This window comes from Aquimarina longa SW024 (genome assembly GCF_001401755.1).
Classification (GTDB): Bacteria; Bacteroidota; Bacteroidia; order Flavobacteriales; family Flavobacteriaceae; genus Aquimarina; species Aquimarina longa.
Genome location: NZ_KQ474101.1, coordinates 220,124 through 240,526, shown reverse-complemented (window position 1 = coordinate 240,526; position 20,403 = coordinate 220,124). Strand labels below are relative to the sequence as shown.

15 protein-coding genes are annotated in these 20,403 nt (G+C 30.8%); 9 read left to right on the top strand and 6 right to left on the bottom strand.

From position 1 onward, the window contains the following. Positions 1-74 precede the first annotated feature (74 nt). Together N456_RS15335 and N456_RS15330 are read left to right on the top strand one after the other, a co-directional pair. Positions 75-2,843, top strand: coding sequence for a putative LPS assembly protein LptD (locus N456_RS15335; RefSeq protein WP_148639342.1), 2,769 nt, complete (start codon positions 75-77; stop codon positions 2,841-2,843). A 78-nt stretch (positions 2,844-2,921) separates the two neighbouring features. After that, complete coding sequence (locus tag N456_RS15330; RefSeq protein WP_062059128.1) at positions 2,922-3,302, top strand: RidA family protein; 381 nt, start codon at positions 2,922-2,924, stop codon at positions 3,300-3,302. A 129-nt stretch (positions 3,303-3,431) separates the two neighbouring features. Here the strand turns inward: N456_RS15330 and N456_RS15325 are convergent, their stop codons facing one another. Continuing rightward, positions 3,432-3,998 carry a hypothetical protein gene (locus N456_RS15325; RefSeq protein WP_062059125.1) on the bottom strand — a complete coding sequence of 189 codons (567 nt, stop codon included), beginning with the start codon at positions 3,996-3,998 and terminating at the stop codon, positions 3,432-3,434. A gap of 239 nt (positions 3,999-4,237) precedes the next feature. Here N456_RS15325 and N456_RS15320 point away from each other — a divergent pair, with 239 nt between their 5' ends. Beyond that, a complete protein-coding gene (locus N456_RS15320; protein WP_062059122.1) occupies positions 4,238-6,406 on the top strand; it encodes a tetratricopeptide repeat-containing hybrid sensor histidine kinase/response regulator in 2,169 nt (722 codons plus the stop codon). A gap of 70 nt (positions 6,407-6,476) precedes the next feature. Here N456_RS15320 and N456_RS15315 read toward each other — a convergent pair whose 3' ends face one another. Together N456_RS15315 and N456_RS15310 are read right to left on the bottom strand one after the other, a co-directional pair. Next, positions 6,477-7,055, bottom strand: a complete 579-nt coding sequence (locus N456_RS15315) for a uracil-DNA glycosylase family protein (RefSeq protein WP_062059119.1) — start codon at positions 7,053-7,055, stop codon at positions 6,477-6,479. 8 nt (positions 7,056-7,063) lie between these two features. Further along, on the bottom strand, positions 7,064-10,243 hold the full coding sequence (locus tag N456_RS15310) for a cytochrome c biogenesis protein CcsA (protein ID WP_062059116.1): 3,180 nt from the start codon (positions 10,241-10,243) through the stop codon (positions 7,064-7,066). Positions 10,244-10,381: 138 nt separating this feature from the next. Between N456_RS15310 and N456_RS15305 the strand changes: the two genes are divergently transcribed. From N456_RS15305 to N456_RS15295, 3 genes are all read left to right on the top strand, one after another. Continuing rightward, entirely contained in the window at positions 10,382-11,146 is a 765-nt protein-coding gene (locus N456_RS15305; protein ID WP_062059112.1) for a Rossmann-like and DUF2520 domain-containing protein, read from the top strand. After that, complete coding sequence (locus tag N456_RS15300; RefSeq protein ID WP_062059109.1) at positions 11,130-11,654, top strand: KdsC family phosphatase; 525 nt, start codon at positions 11,130-11,132, stop codon at positions 11,652-11,654. The genes N456_RS15305 and N456_RS15300 overlap by 17 nt, the downstream gene beginning before the upstream one ends. Before the next feature lie 69 nt (positions 11,655-11,723). Further along, positions 11,724-12,302 (top strand): non-canonical purine NTP diphosphatase, encoded by a 579-nt coding sequence (locus N456_RS15295; protein WP_062059106.1) that lies wholly within the window; start codon positions 11,724-11,726, stop codon positions 12,300-12,302. A gap of 36 nt (positions 12,303-12,338) precedes the next feature. Here N456_RS15295 and N456_RS15290 read toward each other — a convergent pair whose 3' ends face one another. Further along, positions 12,339-12,971: a CPBP family intramembrane glutamic endopeptidase gene (locus tag N456_RS15290; protein ID WP_062059103.1), complete on the bottom strand. Its 633-nt coding sequence runs from the start codon at positions 12,969-12,971 to the stop codon at positions 12,339-12,341. Positions 12,972-13,451: 480 nt separating this feature from the next. On the opposite strand from N456_RS15290, the gene N456_RS15285 reads away from it, so the two are divergent. After that, positions 13,452-15,188 carry a Na+/H+ antiporter NhaC family protein gene (locus N456_RS15285; RefSeq protein ID WP_062059100.1) on the top strand — a complete coding sequence of 579 codons (1,737 nt, stop codon included), beginning with the start codon at positions 13,452-13,454 and terminating at the stop codon, positions 15,186-15,188. Between the two features lie 343 nt (positions 15,189-15,531). Here the strand turns inward: N456_RS15285 and carB are convergent, their stop codons facing one another. Continuing rightward, the gene (gene carB / locus N456_RS15280; RefSeq protein WP_062059097.1) at positions 15,532-18,384 is read right to left on the bottom strand and encodes a carbamoyl-phosphate synthase large subunit; all 2,853 of its coding nucleotides are present in this window, start codon (positions 18,382-18,384) and stop codon (positions 15,532-15,534) included. Positions 18,385-18,486: 102 nt separating this feature from the next. Next, positions 18,487-18,645 (bottom strand): 50S ribosomal protein L34, encoded by a 159-nt coding sequence (rpmH, locus tag N456_RS23765; protein ID WP_082422555.1) that lies wholly within the window; start codon positions 18,643-18,645, stop codon positions 18,487-18,489. Between the two features lie 175 nt (positions 18,646-18,820). Here rpmH and N456_RS15275 point away from each other — a divergent pair, with 175 nt between their 5' ends. Continuing rightward, positions 18,821-19,336, top strand: a complete 516-nt coding sequence (locus tag N456_RS15275) for a hypothetical protein (protein ID WP_062059093.1) — start codon at positions 18,821-18,823, stop codon at positions 19,334-19,336. A 153-nt stretch (positions 19,337-19,489) separates the two neighbouring features. Then, entirely contained in the window at positions 19,490-20,296 is an 807-nt protein-coding gene (locus N456_RS15270) for a TlpA family protein disulfide reductase (RefSeq protein WP_062059090.1), read from the top strand. Positions 20,297-20,403 lie beyond the last annotated feature (107 nt).

Here is a 20,403-nt window from a genome sequence, read left to right as displayed (position 1 = left end):
TAAGAAGTGTTCTTTTAATATATTTTTTTATTTTTTTATTAATTGCAATCTAAGCATAAAAAATATATGTAATTTTGACACTTCAAAAACTAAGCCATAGTTGTACAAAAATAGGATTTAAACCATTGCAAACAAAGGTACGTAACATACTTTATTCACTAAGTTTTTCACTGTTTTGTTTTTATCAAATCACAGCGCAAGAGACGAATAACACTAAGAATATCCCTATTCCTATAGATCAGGATACTATAAAAAAGGTTGAAATCAATCCTGAAAAACTGCTTAATGAAAAAAATCAGGATACTACTACACAAGATTCTCTTACTACAGAATCAGGTTTCTTAACTGATAAGGTTGTCTATAAAGCGACAGATTATATGCGATTAGGTCGTAAAGAGAATAAAATGTATCTCTATAATAATGCAGAGATTGTGTATGGAGATATGCAAATTAATGCTGGATATATCATCATTGATAATACTAAAAATGAAGTCTATGCATATGGGATTAAAGATTCACTAGGTGAATACACACAACCTCCAGTATTTAAACAAGCTCAAAATATCGTAGAGCCTGACTCTATTCGTTTTAATATTGATACTAAGAAAGCATTAATCTATAATTCTAGAACGGAACAGAATGGATTTAAAATCAAAAATGAAGTTTCAAAACGCGAAAACGATTCTGTGATTTATATGCGAAATGTAAAATTTACAACTTCAGAAAATATTGAAGATCCTGAATATTACTTTTACGCTCGTAGAATAAAGTTTGTTCCTAAAAAGAAAATTATAACTGGATTGGTAAATATGTTTATTGCAGACGTTCCCACTCCATTAGGATTACCATTTGGATACTTTCCTCTATCAGAAGACAGAACCTCTGGTTTCATTCTCCCTAGCCCAGGAGAGGAAAATAATCGCGGGTATTTTCTTCAGAATGGAGGATATTATTTTGCTCTTAGCGACTATGCTGACTTAACATTAATGGGAGATTATTATACTAATGGTAGTTATACTTTTGCTATAGAATCAGCTTATGCTAAACGTTATAGATTTAGAGGTAATTTAAGATTTAGATATGAAAATAATTTAACTAGTGAGAGAGGTTTTCCTGATTTTTCTAAAAGAACAACGTATAACATACAATGGTCACATAGTCAAGATGCCAAAGCTAGTCCTAATTCTCGGTTTTCGGCTTCAGTAAATTTTGGTAGTAGTGATTTTTACCAACGATCCACTAATCAACAGAATAATGGTAATTTCTTAAACAATCAGCTTAGTTCTTCTATTTCTTATTCTAAAACAATACCAGGAGATCCACAAGTTAGTTTAAATATTGCTACAACGCATAATTCTAATACAAGAACAGGAGTAGTTGATTTATCACTACCTAACACTAGCGCTAGTGTCTCTAGAATATTTCCTTTTGCTCCAAAAGTAGGTGTAAAAAAAGGGATTATACATAACATCAATACACAATATAATTTTAGAGGAGAAAATAGGATAAAAACAAATGATAGTCTTCTTTTTAAGTCCGAGATGTTTAAAGATTCTAAAATAGGAATGCAACACACAATCCCGATAAGTACCAATTTTAAAATCCTAAAATATTTAAGTGCCTCAGCAGGAACCAGTTTTCAAGAAAGTTGGGTTTTTGAAACGATAAAACAAAGTTATGACTCTGATGCAAAAGATGGTGCAGGAGAAGTTGTACGAGATACAATTAAAGGATTTGATAGTTTTCGAACCTACAATTTTTCTACAAGTATAGGAACAACAATATACGGTACTTTTAACTTTAAGAAAGGTAAAAAAATTGAAGCTATTCGTCATACCATGAGACCATCTATTAGCTATAGTATCAATCCTGCATTTAATCAATTTTATGATTCCTATACGGTTACAGATGATCCTAATACTACTAATATTAATGAGACAAAAGTTGTGGAATATTCTAGATTTTCAGGAGGATATTTTGGGGCTCCAAGTAATGTTTTCTCTAGTAGTATTGGTTTTTCATTAAATAACAATCTAGAAATGAAAGTAAAAAGTAAGGATAGTACTGCTACAGAATCAAAAAAAATTGTCTTACTGAACAACCTCAATTTTAGCACTTCTTATAATGTTGCCGGAGATTCATTAAAGTTAAGCCCATTATCCATTTCGGGTAATATCCCAATAATTCAAAACAAATTAGATATTAATTTTAACGCACGATTAGATCCTTATGCATTAGACAATAATAATCGTAAAATCGATGTTTGGAATATAGATAATGGCGGTAGTCTTTTTCGTTTAACCAATGCTAGTTCTAATTTTGGATACTCATTCTCTAGCAAAGATTTTGAAAAAGGAAAGGCTAATGACAACCCTCATGAAAATCAAACGTTTAGAAATGGTGGGAGGACTGATAATCTTTTTGGAGGAGGAACTGATTTTAATCAAAATCAATCTCTTGACAAAAAAAATGATACAGATGCCAATAAAGATGTAAAGAATTACAATTATAAAATCCCCTGGTCTTTACGATTATCCTATAATGTTAATTATAGTAATAATGCTAGAGAAAATGAAATATCATCACATTCTATTATGTTTTCTGGAGATATCGAACTTGCTCCCAGATGGTCTGTTGGAGCATCCTCAGGATATGATCTTAAAAATCTAGGTTTTACATATACTAATTTAAGATTTCAAAGAGATTTAGAAAGTTGGACTATGAATTTTAATTGGATTCCTTTTAGTGAGAGAACATCATGGAATTTCTTTATTGGTATTAAATCATCTGTATTGAGTGATATCAAATGGGATAAAAGAAGAGAACCTGATAGACAATTATAATAACAAAAGAAGTACTGTTTTTAAAAAATCAACGTTTATTTTAATCAAAATAGAAACAATTAATAAAATATTCTTCACATGAAAAAAATTATAACTACAGAAAAAGCTCCTGCTCCTATAGGACCGTATAATCAAGCTATTTTAAATGGTAATACACTATATACATCAGGTCAAATCGCTATTAATCCTGAAACAGGCGAATTAGTATTAGATGATATAAAAACTGAATCAGAACAAGTAATGCAAAACCTAAAAGCAGTACTTGATGAAGTAGATATGACATTTGAAAATGTAATCAAAACCACAATTTTCTTAAGTGACATGAATAATTTCTCACAAGTAAATGAGGTTTATGGAAATTATTTTAATGAAGATACCGCTCCTGCCAGAGAAACAGTAGCTGTTGCAGCATTACCAAAGTTTGTGAATGTAGAAATCTCTGTAATAGCTGTAAAATAAACAATATTATAAAAAATGCATACTTATTAAAACTATCTAAATAGCAACAGTATACATTGAATTAAAAAAATCTTAATATTATAAACTGGATGATATTTTACTCATCCAGTTATATATCTAGATATTTCATCAGACTAACTCCCGCCTCAACTCATTTAATGAAATATTACTATTAATTAATCTAGTAATGACTTCTTCTCTAAAATCTTCTAAATCATCGTAATCATAATATTTTGCCCACTTATGAGTTTCAAGAAGGTTTTTAATTTGCTTAATTAGTTTTCTCGTAGCATCAGCAGAACGTAATACAGCAATCTGATTATAATTAGGATCATCCTTATGCATATAACTCACTTTTTTTGTATTAAAATCTACTGAGATATAATACGCATCAATATCGGGGTCTAAGTTTTCTCTAAAGTCTCCCCAATCAGCATACCCTAATCGTAAATCGTCAATCTCTGATGTAAAATCAGAAACAAGTCGCCATTGACATTTTGCTGCTCTTCCCCAGTGATTCGACAGCCTATAAACTCCATGTTTTGTATAATAATAAGTGCTACCAGATTCGCTTCTGTAATTTGGCTTTCTTCTCGAAATTTCGCGTAATGCTACTCCTCTAAATACACAATATGTTTTATTAAAAAAATTATATCGTGTATATGTTTTAACTTGATCTTTATGTTGATGTTCCAAACAAAATATTTTTTTTCCCTAGCGACAAATAACCTACATTTTTTTTGAAAAGTAAAAACAAGTTTTTAACATTCTAGGATCACATCTAGAGTTTTGACCAAAATTTAGTGTAAAAAATCCTAAATCACTAATAATCAACAAGTATTTTTTTGTTTTTACCACTCCTTATTTACTTTTTTTTCGATAATTTAGTCAGTTAATGATTTTTTCTATTTTTTTTATAAAAAAGACAAAAGAAGATGAAAAGGAAGTCACTTATTTTAATAATTACCCTATATAGTTTTTCATGCATAATAGCTCAAGAAAACAATAAAACATTAAAGGATAGTATCTATAAATTATTAAGTTTTGTTAGTCCACTTAATTCTGAGCGTAGATTTAAAGAATCTATTGCTTACGCAAATTCTGCTATAAAACTATCAAGGTCTTCGGGAAATATAAAGTTAATCATTCAATCTCAAAGAAAATTAGCCGAAATATATATTAGGATGGGAGAGCCTGAAAAAGGCATTACTATTATTAAAGAACTTATCACCGAAGTAAAAAAAACAGAGCATAAAAAGGAATTAGCTGATCTTTATTGCTTATTAGGATTATCGTATAGAAAATTAAATGACATCAACACTACTGAGCAGTACCTCTTAATCAGTCTAAAAACAGCAAAGGAGATAGAATATGCTGAAGGACAAAGAGTAGCATTAATTAATTTAGGTATCCTTAATTTTCGTAAAGAAAAATATAATGTAGCTCATAAATATTTTGAAACCGCAATACCTTTCTTTAATTCAGAAGATGAAAAGAGTGTTTCTTTACCATATTATTTTGCGCTTACAAAAATAGAATTAGAAGATTATAATAATGCAGAACTTTACTTAGCTAAAGCATTAAAGATTAGTGAAGGTAATATTATTAATTTAAGAGGAATATGCCTAGCATATGCTAAGCTATATGAAAAACAAAACCAACTAAAAAAAGCTATTACGTGGTACAAAAAATATGACAAGTACATAGATACTTACATTAATGATTTTAATCAACTAAAAGACGAAACTCTTAAACTTAAATATGATCTAAAAATCAAAGACAATCAAATACAAATAGCTAGTAAAGAAAAAGAAATCAGAGAAGCAGAAATAAAAACTTCTAATATGATTATCTATTTTACAACTTTCCTATTAGCAGGATTCTTATTTACAATTCTGATAATGTATCAAAGTAAACGTAAAGAAAAAAAACTCAATAGTAGTTTAAAAGAAAAAAACAAAGAACTTTTAATAGCTAAAGAAAAAGTAGAATCATTATCTAATATTAAGTCTAATTTTTTCTCAATGATTAGCCATGAGTTAAGAACTCCTTTATATACCATTACAGGGATTACAGAACTATTAATTCAGAATAATCCAGAGGAGAGTCAAAAAAGTTTTTTAGAGTCTTTAAAATTTGCAGGTACTCATCTAATTTCTCTTATTAACAATATTCTTCAAAATAATAGTATTGAAAAAAAAGAACTAAAAATGCATTTACAATCCTTTACCCCAAAGGAATTAATACATAACATTGTAAATACTTTTGAGTATCATGCTAATAAATCAAACAATACTCTACATCTTAACTATGATGATACTATACCTTCATTTTTATATGGAGATGTAATGAAGCTATCACAAATACTAAATAATCTTTTGAGTAATGCTATGAAATTTACTCATAATGGAAATATCTGGATTACAATAAAGAAAGATCTAAATAAACAAAACAACTATTTATTTAGCATAAAAGATGATGGAATAGGAATAGATATTAATAAACAAAAAATGATCTTTAATGATTTTTTAGAAGAGTCTATGAATTTTGACAAAAAATATGAAGGTTCGGGTTTAGGATTACAAATTTCTAAAAAACTATTAAATTTATTAGGTTCTGAAATCGAGTTTAATAGTAAAACAAATAACGGATCTGAATTTTTCTTTACTATAGAATTTAAAGAAGTTTCTATACCCGAAGAAAATAACAAAAAAATATCGAATGATAGTGATACTATATTTGATAACAAAAAAATAGTTGTAATCGATGATAATAAGGTAAATCTTGTTCTAACAAAAAAAATATTAGAAAATAAAAAAATGAATGTAACTGTCTTTGAAAATCCTATAAAAGCAATTGAAGACATTAAAAACAAGCCCTACGAATTAGTCTTAATGGATATTCATATGCCTCCAATAAATGGTTATGAAGCAACTCAAATAATTAGAAAATTTGATAAAGACATCCCTATTATTGCACTTACAGCATCGTCACTTCAGGATAATAAAGAGAAGGCTATTAAAGCAGGGATGAATGATTTTATTAATAAACCATATATACAAAAAGAGTTTTTCGAAATTATTTCACAACATATAAGAAGTTAATTTAAAAGAAATCATACATAAAAAATGTAATTCAATAGTAGCATTATCATAACCTCGCATTTATGCAGTATTACTTTTTTTGCAATATAGATTTAACTTTCGCTTGTAATTGAGGAATAACATCTCTTTTATACCATTCGTTTTTTGCCTGCCAAATATTATTTCTTGGTGAAGGGTGTGGTAATACAAAATAATTAGGCAAATACCCTTTATAATTCTTCACTGTATCTGTTAACGTTCTTTTTAATTGATTACCGAGATAATATTCCTGCGCATATTTTCCTATAAGTAACGTAAGTTCTACATTTTCTATTTTACGTAAGAGTTTTTGATGCCACAAAGGAGCACATTGTTTTGTAGGAGGAAGATCACCTGATTTTCCTTTTCCTGGATAACAAAACCCCATTGGGAGCAAAGCTATTTTCTTGGGATCGTAGAATGTTTTAGTATCAATTCCCATCCAAGTTCTTAAATTTTGCCCACTCTTATCATCCCATGGGATGCCAGATTTATGAACAATACTACCAGGAGCTTGCCCTATAATCACTATTTTACTATTAGTATGTGCTGAAACAATAGGCCTTGGTCCTAACTCTAATTGCAATGAACATTCATCACATTTTGAAATCAAAGACAATAATTGTTTCATAATATATATTATTCTTTAAGTGAATTCCCTATCTTTTTCTTCTGATAATGTACTTTATATCTCCAATAAGACACTCCTCCTAAAATTGCCCAAAACAAAATAAAATAATATCCTTCTACTGGAGTAACAGCTTTATCACCACTTGCATAAGAATGCAATCCTTTTAGATAAAAATTAACTCCAAAATACGTCATTAACACTGATAGAATTGCAAAAACAGACATTAGATTAAAAAACCATTTACCACGCAATCCTGGCACCAATCTCATATGAATTACAAAAGCATATACCATAATACTTATTAAAGCCCATGTTTCTTTAGGATCCCATCCCCAATAACGCCCCCAACTCTCATTAGCCCACATTCCTCCTAAGAAATTACCAATAGTAAGCATCACCAATCCAATCGTAAGTGCCATCTCATTAATAATTGTAATTTCTTTTATATTAAGATCCATTCGTTTTTTATTAGACTCTGTTGTCAAAATCATTAATAATAACGCTAAGATTCCTAAAATTGCTCCGACAAAAAACGGACCATAACTTCCTACTATAATAGAGACATGTATTAGTACCCAGTACGAGTCCAATACTGGTTGTAAATTAGCTATAGCGGGATCTGTCCAATTTTCATGTGCAAAAAACAAGATAATTGCAGCCACAAATGTAGTTGCTGCAATAGTTAAGTTACTTCTCTTACCAAAAGCTAACCCTATTGCTAAGGTCATCCATGCTACATATATCATCGATTCATACGCATCACTCCATGGAGCATGCCCCGAAACATACCAACGCATAATTAATCCTGCCGTATGCAATATAAATAACAAAACAATTATTCCTATTGCACTATTAATCAAACCTCTGACAATCGCAGATTCTTTAAATATCCTAATAATTACAAAAATCATCATCAATAACCCTATAATACCATAATATCTATACAAGGTTCTAAAAATATCATACTTATTTAATGTAATTTCTGTTTTAATTTTTTTGTCACTTGGTAACACTTCGCTACCAAATTTTTTCTGAAAACTTTTAATACTTTCTATATACTGATCCGATTTACTATAATCTCCTGTTTTTCTCGCATCCTGTAATGATTGTCTATAGATTTGGATAATCTGTCTGGTATACACCGAATCCATACCACTAAACTTATACTCATTCAATTCTGGGACAGATACCCATTTATTTCCTTGATCATTAGGAACCGGAAAAACTCTTAGAATCCCCCCTCCTAATGCCTGATTAAGTAAATAAAACTTCTCATGAGTTTTAAGAAAATCTTTTTCAAACGGACTAGGAGTATTAGTACTACTCGCTTTCTCTAAATAAGGTGATAATTTATACGATCCATCTGGTTCTACTAAATCAATAAGAGAAACCTTCTTTTCTGTTTTTGGCACTCCTAGTATTTTACGGATACTATCATTTTTTCGTTCAATTTCTATAATAGGAATACTATACCATATAAAAGGATTTTCTACCATAGATACAAATACTTGATCCGCATTCAATCCTTCATAAGTATCTTTCTTACTAAGCTTACGTAATAATTCTGACGAAAAAGTATTTACAGGTTTCATTCGACCTCGTTCATCTTGGATTACGATACTACCAAATTTTGCAGCATGCTCTGCTGGAACAGAATTTGCCAAAATAACAGAATCCAACTTCTTTTTACTTGGTAATGTCTGTATATGATCTGTGTGATTTGGAGAATTTTGTGCAAAAGAAAATGTAGAAATAAATAACACCAATAACATTGTCAATGCTTTCTTCTTTTTCTTTATATTACTTAACTGACGCTCAATATCTTTAAAACGAGATCCTTTAGTAAATAAAATTAACATTAAACCTAGATATAATAACATATACCCTGCATAGGTAATCCAAGTCCCCCAACGATCATGATTTACAGATAATACAGTTCCTTTTTCATCTGGATCAAAAGAAGCTTGAAAGAATCGATATCCCTTATGATCCAACACATGATTCATATATATATCATAAGGACGAGAAGTATTATCATCTACAATAGTCACTTTACTTTTAAAAGATTTATACACATTCTGTGTACCAGGATATTTTTCTGCTATAAAATCATCAAGTTTTAAAGCAAAAGGAAGTTCCATTTGCTTAGATCCATAACTAAAATACATTTCTAACCCTCCCATCGAGATTTTAGTCATATCATTAGTATGCCCCTTTCCTCCTAGTAATTTAACCTCTTTAGTTTCTCCATTTGTAGAAACATTAAAAACCAGTGCATCTTGCTGTCCTTTCTCCTTAATTTCTGTTGAAACGATATCATAAGTTCCTGTAATTGCTGGTTCAGGAATTACAAATTGCATTCCTGCAGTTTGATATAAAGATCTAAGCATCAAAGGTTGAAGACTATCCTTAAACACCAATCCTTGTAACTGATCAGCCATTCTTAGAAATGATCCTTCAAAAGGAGATTCTATAAAATAATCATCATTTTCATATGTAATATTTATAGCTCCTTTAGTAGGTTTATTAAAAGCGATTAGTACATTATGAATATTAGATATTTCTCCTTCTTTAAGAAAGTGATCATGCCTATTTCCGTCTCCTGCCTCTACTATTTTTAGGTAATTATCTCCATCTTCTGCTGCTACTAATCCCATCTCTGCGCCCTGAATATAGTTTTTATAAGCTATTGTTACAGGCTGTTTATTATAATCTGTATTAATAGTAAAATCATTAGTAGTAGCTTCCGCCAACTCTAAAGCTTCTGAAAGTATGCGTCTGCGAGGTTCTCCATCAATCTCTCCATCTAAGAAAATCGTTAGATATGTTTTTTCTGAAAGAAAAGTTGCTGTAGTCTCGCCTTCTCGTATAGGCATTACCCCCTCATAGCTAATATATCGAGTAACAAACGCACCTATAATAATCAGAATAAAAGATAAATGCAATAGTAATGTAGCCCATTTATCTTTTGTATACAATCGATATCGTATAATATTTCCACAAAAATTAATCACAAAAAACACCATTATAGCTTCAAACCACCACGTATTATAAATCCATATTCTAGAAGCAACAGTACCATATGCATCTTCTAAAAATGTCCCTATTGCCATAGAAACTGCAAAAACAATAAATAAAATTGCCATTAATCGTGTAGAGAACAAAATACTCGCTAGTTTAGCCTGCATAATAACCTTCTTTTTTGGTGGGCAAATTTACTGTTTTTAGTAGTATTATATACCATGATGCTTATTTGATTTGCAGGTTTTAACAGAAGTATTACTCTTGTTTAATTTTTTTTAAATGAACTTCCTTATTTTAGCCGAATGATTAGGATTGTTATTCTTGGTGCCGGAAATGTAGCAAAACATTTGTATACTGCTTTTTGTAATCACAAATCAGTAACCGTTGTACAATGCTATAATCGCAAGGGAGTACGATTAGTTCCTGATCAAAAAGAAGACAATATCATACAAGATATTAACAATTTAACAGAAGCAGACATCTATATTTTAGCAATTAGCGACAATGCTATTGAAGAAGTTTCTGGTTTACTACCGTTTAACAACAGATTAATTGTTCATACTTCGGGGAGTGCTCCTATAGATGTTATTAATAGTCGTAATAAAAAAGGAGTGTTTTATCCATTACAATCATTTAGCAAAGATAAAATTATAGATTTTAATACTGTTCCTTTTTGTATAGAAGCACAGGATGATAGAGATCTAGAAATTTTAAAAAAGCTTGCATCTGTGCTTTCTAAAAAAATATATGACATCTCATCAGAACAACGCAATGTACTACATGTCTCAGCTGTATTCGTCAATAATTTTACAAATCATTTATTTTCAATAGGAAATGATATCTGTAATGAGCATAAAATCCCTTTTGAAATTTTATACCCTTTGATTGAGGAAACTGCTAAAAAAATTACGACAATAAATCCTGATCTTGCACAGACCGGACCTGCAATACGAAATGATTCAAAAACTATAAAAAGACATTTAAAAACGTTAAATAATACTTCACAAAAAGAGATTTATAAAACCCTTACTGAAGCAATACAATCTAAATATGGAAAAAAGTTATAAAGAATATTTACAACACATTACTACCTTTATTTTTGATATAGACGGGGTACTTACTGACGGAACTGTTATCGTCAATACAGATGGTGAATTACTAAGAACAATGAATATTAAAGATGGATATGCTTTAAAAACTGCCATACAGCAAGGCTACAATGTCTGTATTATTTCAGGAGGTAAAAATGAAGGTGTACGCCAACGATTAAAAAACTTAGGGATCACTGATATATATCTTGGTGCACATCAAAAAGTAGAACAATTAAATGAATACTTGGATGCTCATACTATCAAAATAGAAAATGTACTCTACATGGGAGATGATATCCCAGATCTACCTGTTATGGAAATAGTAGGATTACCCACCTGCCCACAAGATGCTGTTGCAGAAGTAAAAGAAGCTTCTAAATATATATCCTTAAAAAAAGGAGGTAAAGGGTGTGCTAGAGATGTTATAGAACAAGTACTTAAAGTACAAGGAAAATGGATTTCTAATTTTGATGCAAAGGCATAATACCCTGCATTACTCTAAACATGGCTTCTGTAACCAGAAAATTAAAATTGCATAATATCTAATATACCTATGAAAATAGTCTTTGCCACCAATAACCATAATAAGCTAAAAGAAGTACAAGCTTTAATGCCTCCCACTATCCAAATTGTAAGTCTTACTGACATAGGATGTACAGAAGATATTCCTGAAACTTCTTCTACCATCGAGGGTAATGCTAAACAAAAGGCGATGTATATCAAGGAACATTATGGGTATGATTGTTTTGCAGACGATACAGGCCTAGAGGTTACCGCATTAGATGGCGCGCCAGGGATATACTCTGCTCGATATGCCGGAGAAGCAAAAGATGCTAATGCCAATATGAATAAGCTTTTAACAGAATTAAAAGAAAAAGAAAATCGCCATGCTCAATTTAAAACTGTAATTGCATTAACCTTAAACGGAGAATTAAATCTATTTACAGGAATTTGTTCTGGAAACATTACCGAAGATAAAAAAGGAACAGGGGGTTTTGGGTATGACCCTATTTTTCTGCCAAAAGGATATACCAAGACATTTGCAGAACTTTCTTTATCAGAAAAAAACAAAATTGGGCATCGAGGAAAAGCAGTACAACAATTAATAAAACATGTAATACGTAGTATATAAAAGTACTCAGGTATCCCTTCTTAAAAAAATATATAATTATTCTACTCCAGGAAAAGCTAGCATTTCTCCCATCCCTACTGTAAACAACCAATTACCATAAATAGCATGCTCTATGGACACTAAAATAGTAGATTTTGTTTTTTGATAAGTATACGCAAACAATACACCCCCTATAAAAGTTAATAGTTGTACTAAAAAACTACCTAAAAAAAGATGTGCTAAAGAAAATAGAATTGCATTTATAAAAATAAACAACCATTTATTCTTAATCAATGCTGCATAACGCTTATAAAAAAAAGTTCTATATATAATTTCTTGCGGCCATACCGATAAAAAGGTATAGACAAAAAGTATCAGAATCCATAACTCTGGCTTTTTTAATATAACAGAAAATAATTTATCAGGGGCTACAAAAAAAACATACACTCCCGTTATCACCATTATGATCAAAAGCTTGACCATTGTTTCTTTCCAAAAAGATTTCCAACAAATCTTATTAGAAAAGTTAAACCTTAAGAGGTCTTCCTTTTTTAGGAAAATCAAAATATAAACAAATCCCAAAAAAGTAGGAATCACCTTAAAAAGAAAATGGGAGTCCAATAAGAAGCTTACCGGAAGTACTACAAAAAGAAAAAACAGCTCTAAACTCTTATATTCATTAGTCTCCATTCTACCAATTTTTGACTAATTTCTATATAAAAAATGAAATAGTTAACTTTTTAACAAAAAAAAGCCTCTTGGGGTATGAGGCTATTAGTAGTAGGCTAAAACTGGCTTAGGGGTAAAAAAAGAGTATGTTCTAATTCAATTCAACTAATCAATATTTTAATATTCATTATCTTTTACATTTCAAAAGTAATCGATCTCTTCATAAATTTTACAAAAATAATCATAATAAAAACTAAAAATATCGATTAAAAACAATAAACATCGATAAAAAGAAAACTCCTATTACTTTACTTATAAAATTATAGAAGTAAAAACTTAGTATCTTAAAAAATAGTTTTTAAAATTGATCCTATTTAGAATTATAAATAAATGTGATCAGTTCTACCAAAAACATAAAAAAAATAATTAAACTGAATATAGACATTGCATAACTTTTATTAAAATCGTAACATTACATCCATTAAATTTCGAATTCAACATATGGAAAGTAAAAACATCAAGCCTACACTCCCTCAAAACGAAAATATCATTGAAAATAAAGAGTTAAACATTTGGGAAGCATTACTACCTGTTATTGTATTAGTAGGTATATTAGCTTTTAATGTTTATGTGTTTGGAGATAATGCATTGAGTGGTAGTAATCAATTTATTTTACTTATTGGTGCAGCTGTTGCTACTATAGTAGGTTTCTTTAACAAAGTATCCTATAAGCAAATGATGGAAGAAGTTGCTAAAAATATTAAATCTACTACTGGAGCATTACTTATATTATTAATGGTAGGATCTTTAGCAGGTACTTGGCTTGTTAGTGGAATCATTCCCTCTATGATTTATTATGGTTTACAAATTCTTAATCCGACAATTTTTCTAGCGGCTTGCGTTGTTATATGTGCTGTTATCTCTATCGCTACAGGAAGTTCCTGGACTACTTCTGCAACAGTAGGTATCGCATTAATTGGTATTGGAAATGCTCTTGATATATCACTAGGAATGACAGCAGGAGCTGTACTATCAGGGGCATATTTTGGAGATAAAATGTCTCCTTTATCAGATACAACAAACCTAGCTCCAGCTATGGCAGGAGGTGAACTATTTGCTCATATAAAATACATGGCATACACCACAGTACCAACAATACTAGTAACCTTAATAGTTTTTATTATCATAGGTTTTACCCAAGAGACTTCAGGTACTACTGATACTGAACAAATGCTTACAGATATAAAAAAAGCATTTAATATTAGTCCTTGGTTGTTTTTAGTTCCCTTAACTGTAGTTTTACTAATAATTAAAAAGACTCCCCCTTTAGTAGCTTTACTTGCAGGAACACTCTTAGGAGGAGTTTTTTGTCTTATTTTTCAAGGGGAAATAGTTTGGCAAAATGGATTGAGATATGACGTAACCAAAATACCTTCTGAATATAGTGATTATATTGAGTGGGATAGCACTTATGATGTAAGATCAAATAATAATTACCAATCTCCTGGGAAATATGTTTTAATACCAAAAAATCAAGATATTAAGCTCTCAAACGAAGTGATATTAGAGTTACCTTCATCAAATAAAAAAGTAACGACGTCCTTTGAAGAAAAAGTAACCATATTTCATAAAGATAAAGTTCTTGGAGAATTTATTATCGAGGCTAAACCTACTAATTATCTAGTATCTTCTTATTTTACAATCATGAATGCAATGACGGTAGATACAGCTGTAGCAACTACTAATACAGATCTTAATGATTTATTTTCTGCAGGAGGTATGTCAGGAATGCTTAATACGATATGGTTAATTGTATGTGCTATGGTTTTTGGAGGAATTATGGATGCTATCGGTGCATTAGCTAGGATCAGTAAAGCACTACTAAATCTATTTGATTCTGTATTTGGACTTTTTGCAAGTACAGTCATAAGTTGCTTAGCATTAAACGTAACAGCTTCTGATCAATACCTCGCTATCGTTGTTCCAGGAAAAATGTATGCAAAAGCCTATAAAGACAAAGGACTTGCCCCAGAAAATCTTAGCCGTACACTAGAGGATTCTGGTACTGTTACCTCTGTATTAGTTCCTTGGAATACCTGTGGAGCTTATCAAAGTGGTGTACTAGGAGTACCTGTAGCTGATTATTTCTTTTATGCTATTTTTAATTGGATGAGTCCATTTGTAACGTTACTCTTTGCTGCATTCAGAATAAAACTAAAACAATTGAAACAAAATTAAAATATCTAGCTAAATCCTTTTTGAAAGGAATACTAATTATTATAGCTTCTAGGTGTTTTTTTGATAACAGTTTAAAACTTGGTATCAGCAATAAAGGCATACTTTTTAGTGAATACACTTTCATTTAAAAAACTTCACTATTTACACGAGTTTCTGATAACATTTCTTAGCACCTCTATAATATTTCTCAACACTCCGAGGGAATTTCTCGATACTCGTAAGGTAATGTTTATGAGGCTGTTTAACAATAGTGTATTACTTGTTTATAAAAAAACCAGATATTCTTTTTCTAGAATATCCGGCTCTGTTTTATACACTCCCTAAAGAATTGATTGTTAAAAAACTACTTACTCAAGTACATCTTACGTCTTGAGTATAAGTCGTAGAATTGATCATCTTTTAAATCATCAATAAACAAAATACTCTCTCCGGTACTTTTCATCTCTGGGCCTAATTTCTTATTTACATTAGGGAATTTATTAAATGAAAATACTGGTTGTTTAATCGCATAACCATCTAGATATGGTTTAAAATCAAAATCTGTCACCTTCTTCTCACCTAACATTACCTTAGTAGCATAATTTACATAAGGTTCTCCATAAGCTTTAGCAATAAATGGTACTGTTCTAGATGCTCTAGGATTTGCCTCTATAATATACACCATATCGTCTTTGATTGCAAACTGAATATTTATCAACCCTACAGTGTTTAATGCTAAAGCAATTTTATGTGTATGATCTTTAATCTGTTGCATAACAAACTCTCCAAGATTAAAAGGAGGCAATGTGGCATTAGAATCTCCCGAGTGAATTCCACAAGGCTCTATATGCTCCATAATCCCTATAATATACACATTCTCTCCATCACATATTGCATCTGCTTCTGCTTCTATAGCACCATCTAAATAGTGATCTAGCAGTAGTTTATTACTTGGCATTTTACGCAATAAATCAACAACATGCTCTTCTAATTCTTGCTTATTAATCACAATTTTCATTCCTTGCCCTCCTAATACATAAGATGGTCTTACCAAAATCGGAAAATTTAGACGGTCTGCTACTTCTAATGCCTCATCAGCAGTTTCAGCAGTATCAAACTCTGGATAAGGTATATTATTTTCTTGTAATAATTTTGAGAAATGTCCTCTATCCTCAGCTAAATCCAATGACTGATAGCTTGTCCCCAAAATTTTAACTCCATAACGGTCTAACTTTTCTGCAAGTTTTAATGCAGTTTGCCCACCAAGCTGAACAATCACTCCTTCTGGTTTTTCATGTCGGATAATATCATAAATATGCTCCCAGAATACAGGCTCGAAATATAACTTATCTGCTGTATCAAAATCCGTAGATACTGTCTCAGGGTTACAATTAATCATTATAGTTTCATACCCGCACTCTGCAGCTGCTAGAACACCATGTACACAACAATAATCAAACTCTATCCCTTGTCCTATTCTATTAGGTCCAGAGCCTAAAACTACGATTTTTTTCTTATCAGTAACAACACTTTCATTTGCTACATATCGTTTTCCATCAGGAGTTTCTATTTCTGCCTCAAAAGTGGAGTAAAAATAAGGCGTTTCTGCTTTAAATTCGGCAGCACATGTATCTACTAGCTTATACACTCTTTTTATTCCTAATTCATCTCTCTTGTTGTGTACTTCGCTTTCATAACAACCAACCATATGTGCGATCTGTCTATCTGCAAAACCTTTTTGTTTTGCTTCTAATATTAGATTTTTGGTAAGCGATTGTATAGTATATGTAGTGATTTCTTTTTCGAGATTATATAGCTCTTCATATTGTTTTAAGAACCACATATCTATTTTTGTAATTTCATGTATCCTACTTAATGGAATTCCCATCTGAATAGCATCGTATATTACAAATACCCTATCCCAACTAGCATAGGTAAGTTTTTCTATAATCTGGTCATAATTTTTATATCCTTTACCATCTGCTCCTAATCCATTTCTCTTTATTTCTAGAGATTGTGTAGCCTTATGTAATGCTTCTTGGAACGATCTCCCAATCGCCATTACCTCTCCTACAGACTTCATCTGTAGTCCTAATCTACGATCAGATCCTTCAAACTTATCAAAGTTCCAACGTGGTATCTTTACAATAACATAATCCAATGTCGGTTCAAATAAAGCTGAAGTAGATTTGGTTATTTGATTATCTAGCTCATCCAAATTATATCCTATAGCAAGTTTTGCTGCTATTTTAGCAATTGGATATCCTGTTGCCTTTGATGCTAATGCTGATGATCTCGAAACTCTAGGATTAATTTCTATCGCGATAATATCTTCATTTTCATCTGGACTTACTGCAAACTGTACATTACATCCTCCTGCAAAATCTCCAATATTACGCATCATATGGATTGCCATATCACGCATACGCTGAAAAGTCTTATCACTTAGCGTCATTGCTGGAGCGACTGTAATAGAATCTCCTGTATGAATCCCCATAGGATCCATATTTTCTATAGTACAAATAATAACTACATTGTCGTTATTATCTCTTAACAACTCTAGCTCATATTCTTTCCACCCGATCAATGCTTTATCGATCATCACTTCATGAATAGGTGACACTTCAAGCCCTCTAGTAAGTAATTCATCAAAATCCTCTTCTTTATAGACAAAAGATGCTCCTGCACCTCCAAGTGTATATGAAGCTCTGATTACTAGGGGAAATCCAAATTCTTGAGCAATTTCTTTTCCTTTTAAATAAGAATTAGCTGTGGCCTGAGGAGCCATAGAGATCCCTATTTTAAGCATTAATTCTCTAAATTGTTCTCTATCTTCGGTAATGTTAATAGCATCAATATCAACTCCGATAATATCAACTTCAAAATCTTTCCAAATCCCTTTTTCATCAGCCTCTATACAAAGATTTAAAGCAGTTTGCCCTCCCATAGTTGGCAATACTGCATCAATCTGTGGATGCTCTTTTAAAATTTCTATTATCGATTTGGTGTTTAACGGCTTAAGGTACACATGATCTGCCATAGAAGGGTCTGTCATGATCGTCGCTGGATTCGAATTAATCAAAATTGTTTCTATCCCATCTTCTCGTAGAGAACGTAGTGCTTGCGTTCCGGAATAATCAAATTCACATGCTTGACCAATAACAATTGGACCTGATCCTATGATAAGTATACTCTTTAGTTTTTCGTTCTTAGGCATTTAATATTCGTATTGTCTTTGTCCTTAATTATTTTATTAGATATAAAAAAAGGCGTTACCTATAAAGTAACACCTTCAATATTTTTTAATACACAACATCATTTAGTGCTTATGTCTTAATTCTGATGAAACAGATAGCTTATGTCTTCCTTTCGCTCTTCTACGAGCCAATACCTTTCTACCATTTGCAGAAGCCATACGCTCTCTGAAACCGTGTTTGTTTTTTCTCTTTCTCTTCGATGGTTGAAACGTTCTTTTCATTGCTATCTATCTTTATAAAATCTTCTTGAAATATCTAATTTTAACTTTTGGGATCTGTCTCCTCAAAACTGCGGGCAAATATACAAAGAGTTTTTACTTTGACAAACGTAATTATAAAATTATTTTTATTTGTTTTTATTACCTTTGCCTAATTTTTAATAATTAAACGTTTTCAATGTACAACAAAAATATAAAATTAGTAATTGCAGCAATCATCATTGGTGTAGCCATATGGCAAATAATAGAGGGATATGTAGGTAATGGAATTATGCTTATCTTATTAGCTGCATTTTTTGTTTTTTTATATTTTAAAAATGAATTTATTCTTCTTGCTTTCTTAGGACTACGTAAGCAAGATTTTGTAAAAGCACGAAAATGGTTAGATAAAATTAAAAACCCAGAAAGTGCTCTTACGATAAAGCAACAAGGGTATTACAACTACCTTCTCGGTATTATGTTATCACAGACTAATATTACACAAGCTGAAAAATATCTTAAAAAAGCAATTAAGCTAGGGTTATCCATGAATCAAGATCTTGCGGTTGCAAAACTAAATCTTGCAGGTATTGCAATGACCAAACGCCGTAAAAGAGAAGCACAAGCGCTCTTAACCGAAGCTAAAAAACTAGATAAACATAATATGTTAAAAGATCAGATTACAATGATGAAACAGCAAATGAAGAAAATCTAGGCATACTAATTGATCCTAAAATTACGTTTAATGATAACTTAATGTATCTTTATAAAATTGGTACATTTACGAATATAATTTTTAAAAAATCAATACTCAAAACCTTTTTCTAATAACATTTGCTATATTAGCCACTATCGTAATCTATTTATAATGAATAAATTATTAATACTAGGAATATTCTTTTTACACATTGGTAACGTCTTTGCACAGGAAGAAAGAAAAGTACCTTTTTCGGTTGCTATTTCCTCACATATCGTAAAATACAATTATAAAATCGATGCAGCTTATCAAGATAAAGACATAGAAAGAGCTGAATTCTTATTCGATTCTCTAGTTACGAATCACCTTAGTGGAACTTATATGGATGATTTTAATGTCTATCCATTAAAGGGTGAATCTATTTCATTAAAAGATTATGAAAAACCTATATTTCTTATTACATCTGCTTCATGGTGCGTTCCTGGGATTGGAGAAATCCCTGCTCTAAATGATTTAGTCGATAGATTTCATGATCAGATTGATTTTGTTGTATTATTTTGGGACAGTAAAGAAAACCTAAAAGAAAAAGCCAAAGAGTACAATAGCAACATACAATTAGTTTATATTGATGAAAAAACAAATCATGACTCACATATCATTAATAAACTAAAACATGCATTAGGTTTTCCTATGATGTATTTTATGGATGAGGATAAAAAAATATTAGATATCCGAAAAATTGTAACTCATCACTCTAGTGAATCTTTAAGTAATTCTTATAACATCCATTTTAATTCTCTATCCAAAGGAGTTTCTCTTCTAATTGCTAATATAGATGTAAGCACTGAAGAAAGCTCTGAAGCCACGGAAGAGTCTAAAAAAAATAAAGATGGGCGTACTGATGAGGAACGAGATATTGATTTAGAATACGAGCAATATAAACGAGAACGCGACTCTATAAATAACAAAAACAGATAATTTTTAAAAAACAATCATTTAATTTATGCTGTTATTACAATAGTTTTAACAATAAATCCTCGAGATATTGTTTGGTAAACATTCTTCGGTTTATAAATATATTATTT

Coding starts and splice junctions, on each gene's coding strand:
- N456_RS15330 (WP_062059128.1), top strand. CDS start 2,922: ATGAAAAAAATTATAACTACAGAAAAAGCTCCTGCTCCTATAGGACCG.
- N456_RS15320 (WP_062059122.1), top strand. CDS start 4,238: ATGAAAAGGAAGTCACTTATTTTAATAATTACCCTATATAGTTTTTCA.
- N456_RS15315 (WP_062059119.1), bottom strand. CDS start 7,055: ATGAAACAATTATTGTCTTTGATTTCAAAATGTGATGAATGTTCATTG.
- N456_RS15310 (WP_062059116.1), bottom strand. CDS start 10,243: ATGCAGGCTAAACTAGCGAGTATTTTGTTCTCTACACGATTAATGGCA.
- N456_RS15305 (WP_062059112.1), top strand. CDS start 10,382: ATGATTAGGATTGTTATTCTTGGTGCCGGAAATGTAGCAAAACATTTG.
- N456_RS15300 (WP_062059109.1), top strand. CDS start 11,130: ATGGAAAAAAGTTATAAAGAATATTTACAACACATTACTACCTTTATT.
- N456_RS15295 (WP_062059106.1), top strand. CDS start 11,724: ATGAAAATAGTCTTTGCCACCAATAACCATAATAAGCTAAAAGAAGTA.
- N456_RS15290 (WP_062059103.1), bottom strand. CDS start 12,971: ATGGAGACTAATGAATATAAGAGTTTAGAGCTGTTTTTTCTTTTTGTA.
- N456_RS15285 (WP_062059100.1), top strand. CDS start 13,452: ATGGAAAGTAAAAACATCAAGCCTACACTCCCTCAAAACGAAAATATC.
- carB (WP_062059097.1), bottom strand. CDS start 18,384: ATGCCTAAGAACGAAAAACTAAAGAGTATACTTATCATAGGATCAGGT.
- rpmH (WP_082422555.1), bottom strand. CDS start 18,645: ATGAAAAGAACGTTTCAACCATCGAAGAGAAAGAGAAAAAACAAACAC.
- N456_RS15275 (WP_062059093.1), top strand. CDS start 18,821: ATGTACAACAAAAATATAAAATTAGTAATTGCAGCAATCATCATTGGT.
- N456_RS15270 (WP_062059090.1), top strand. CDS start 19,490: ATGAATAAATTATTAATACTAGGAATATTCTTTTTACACATTGGTAAC.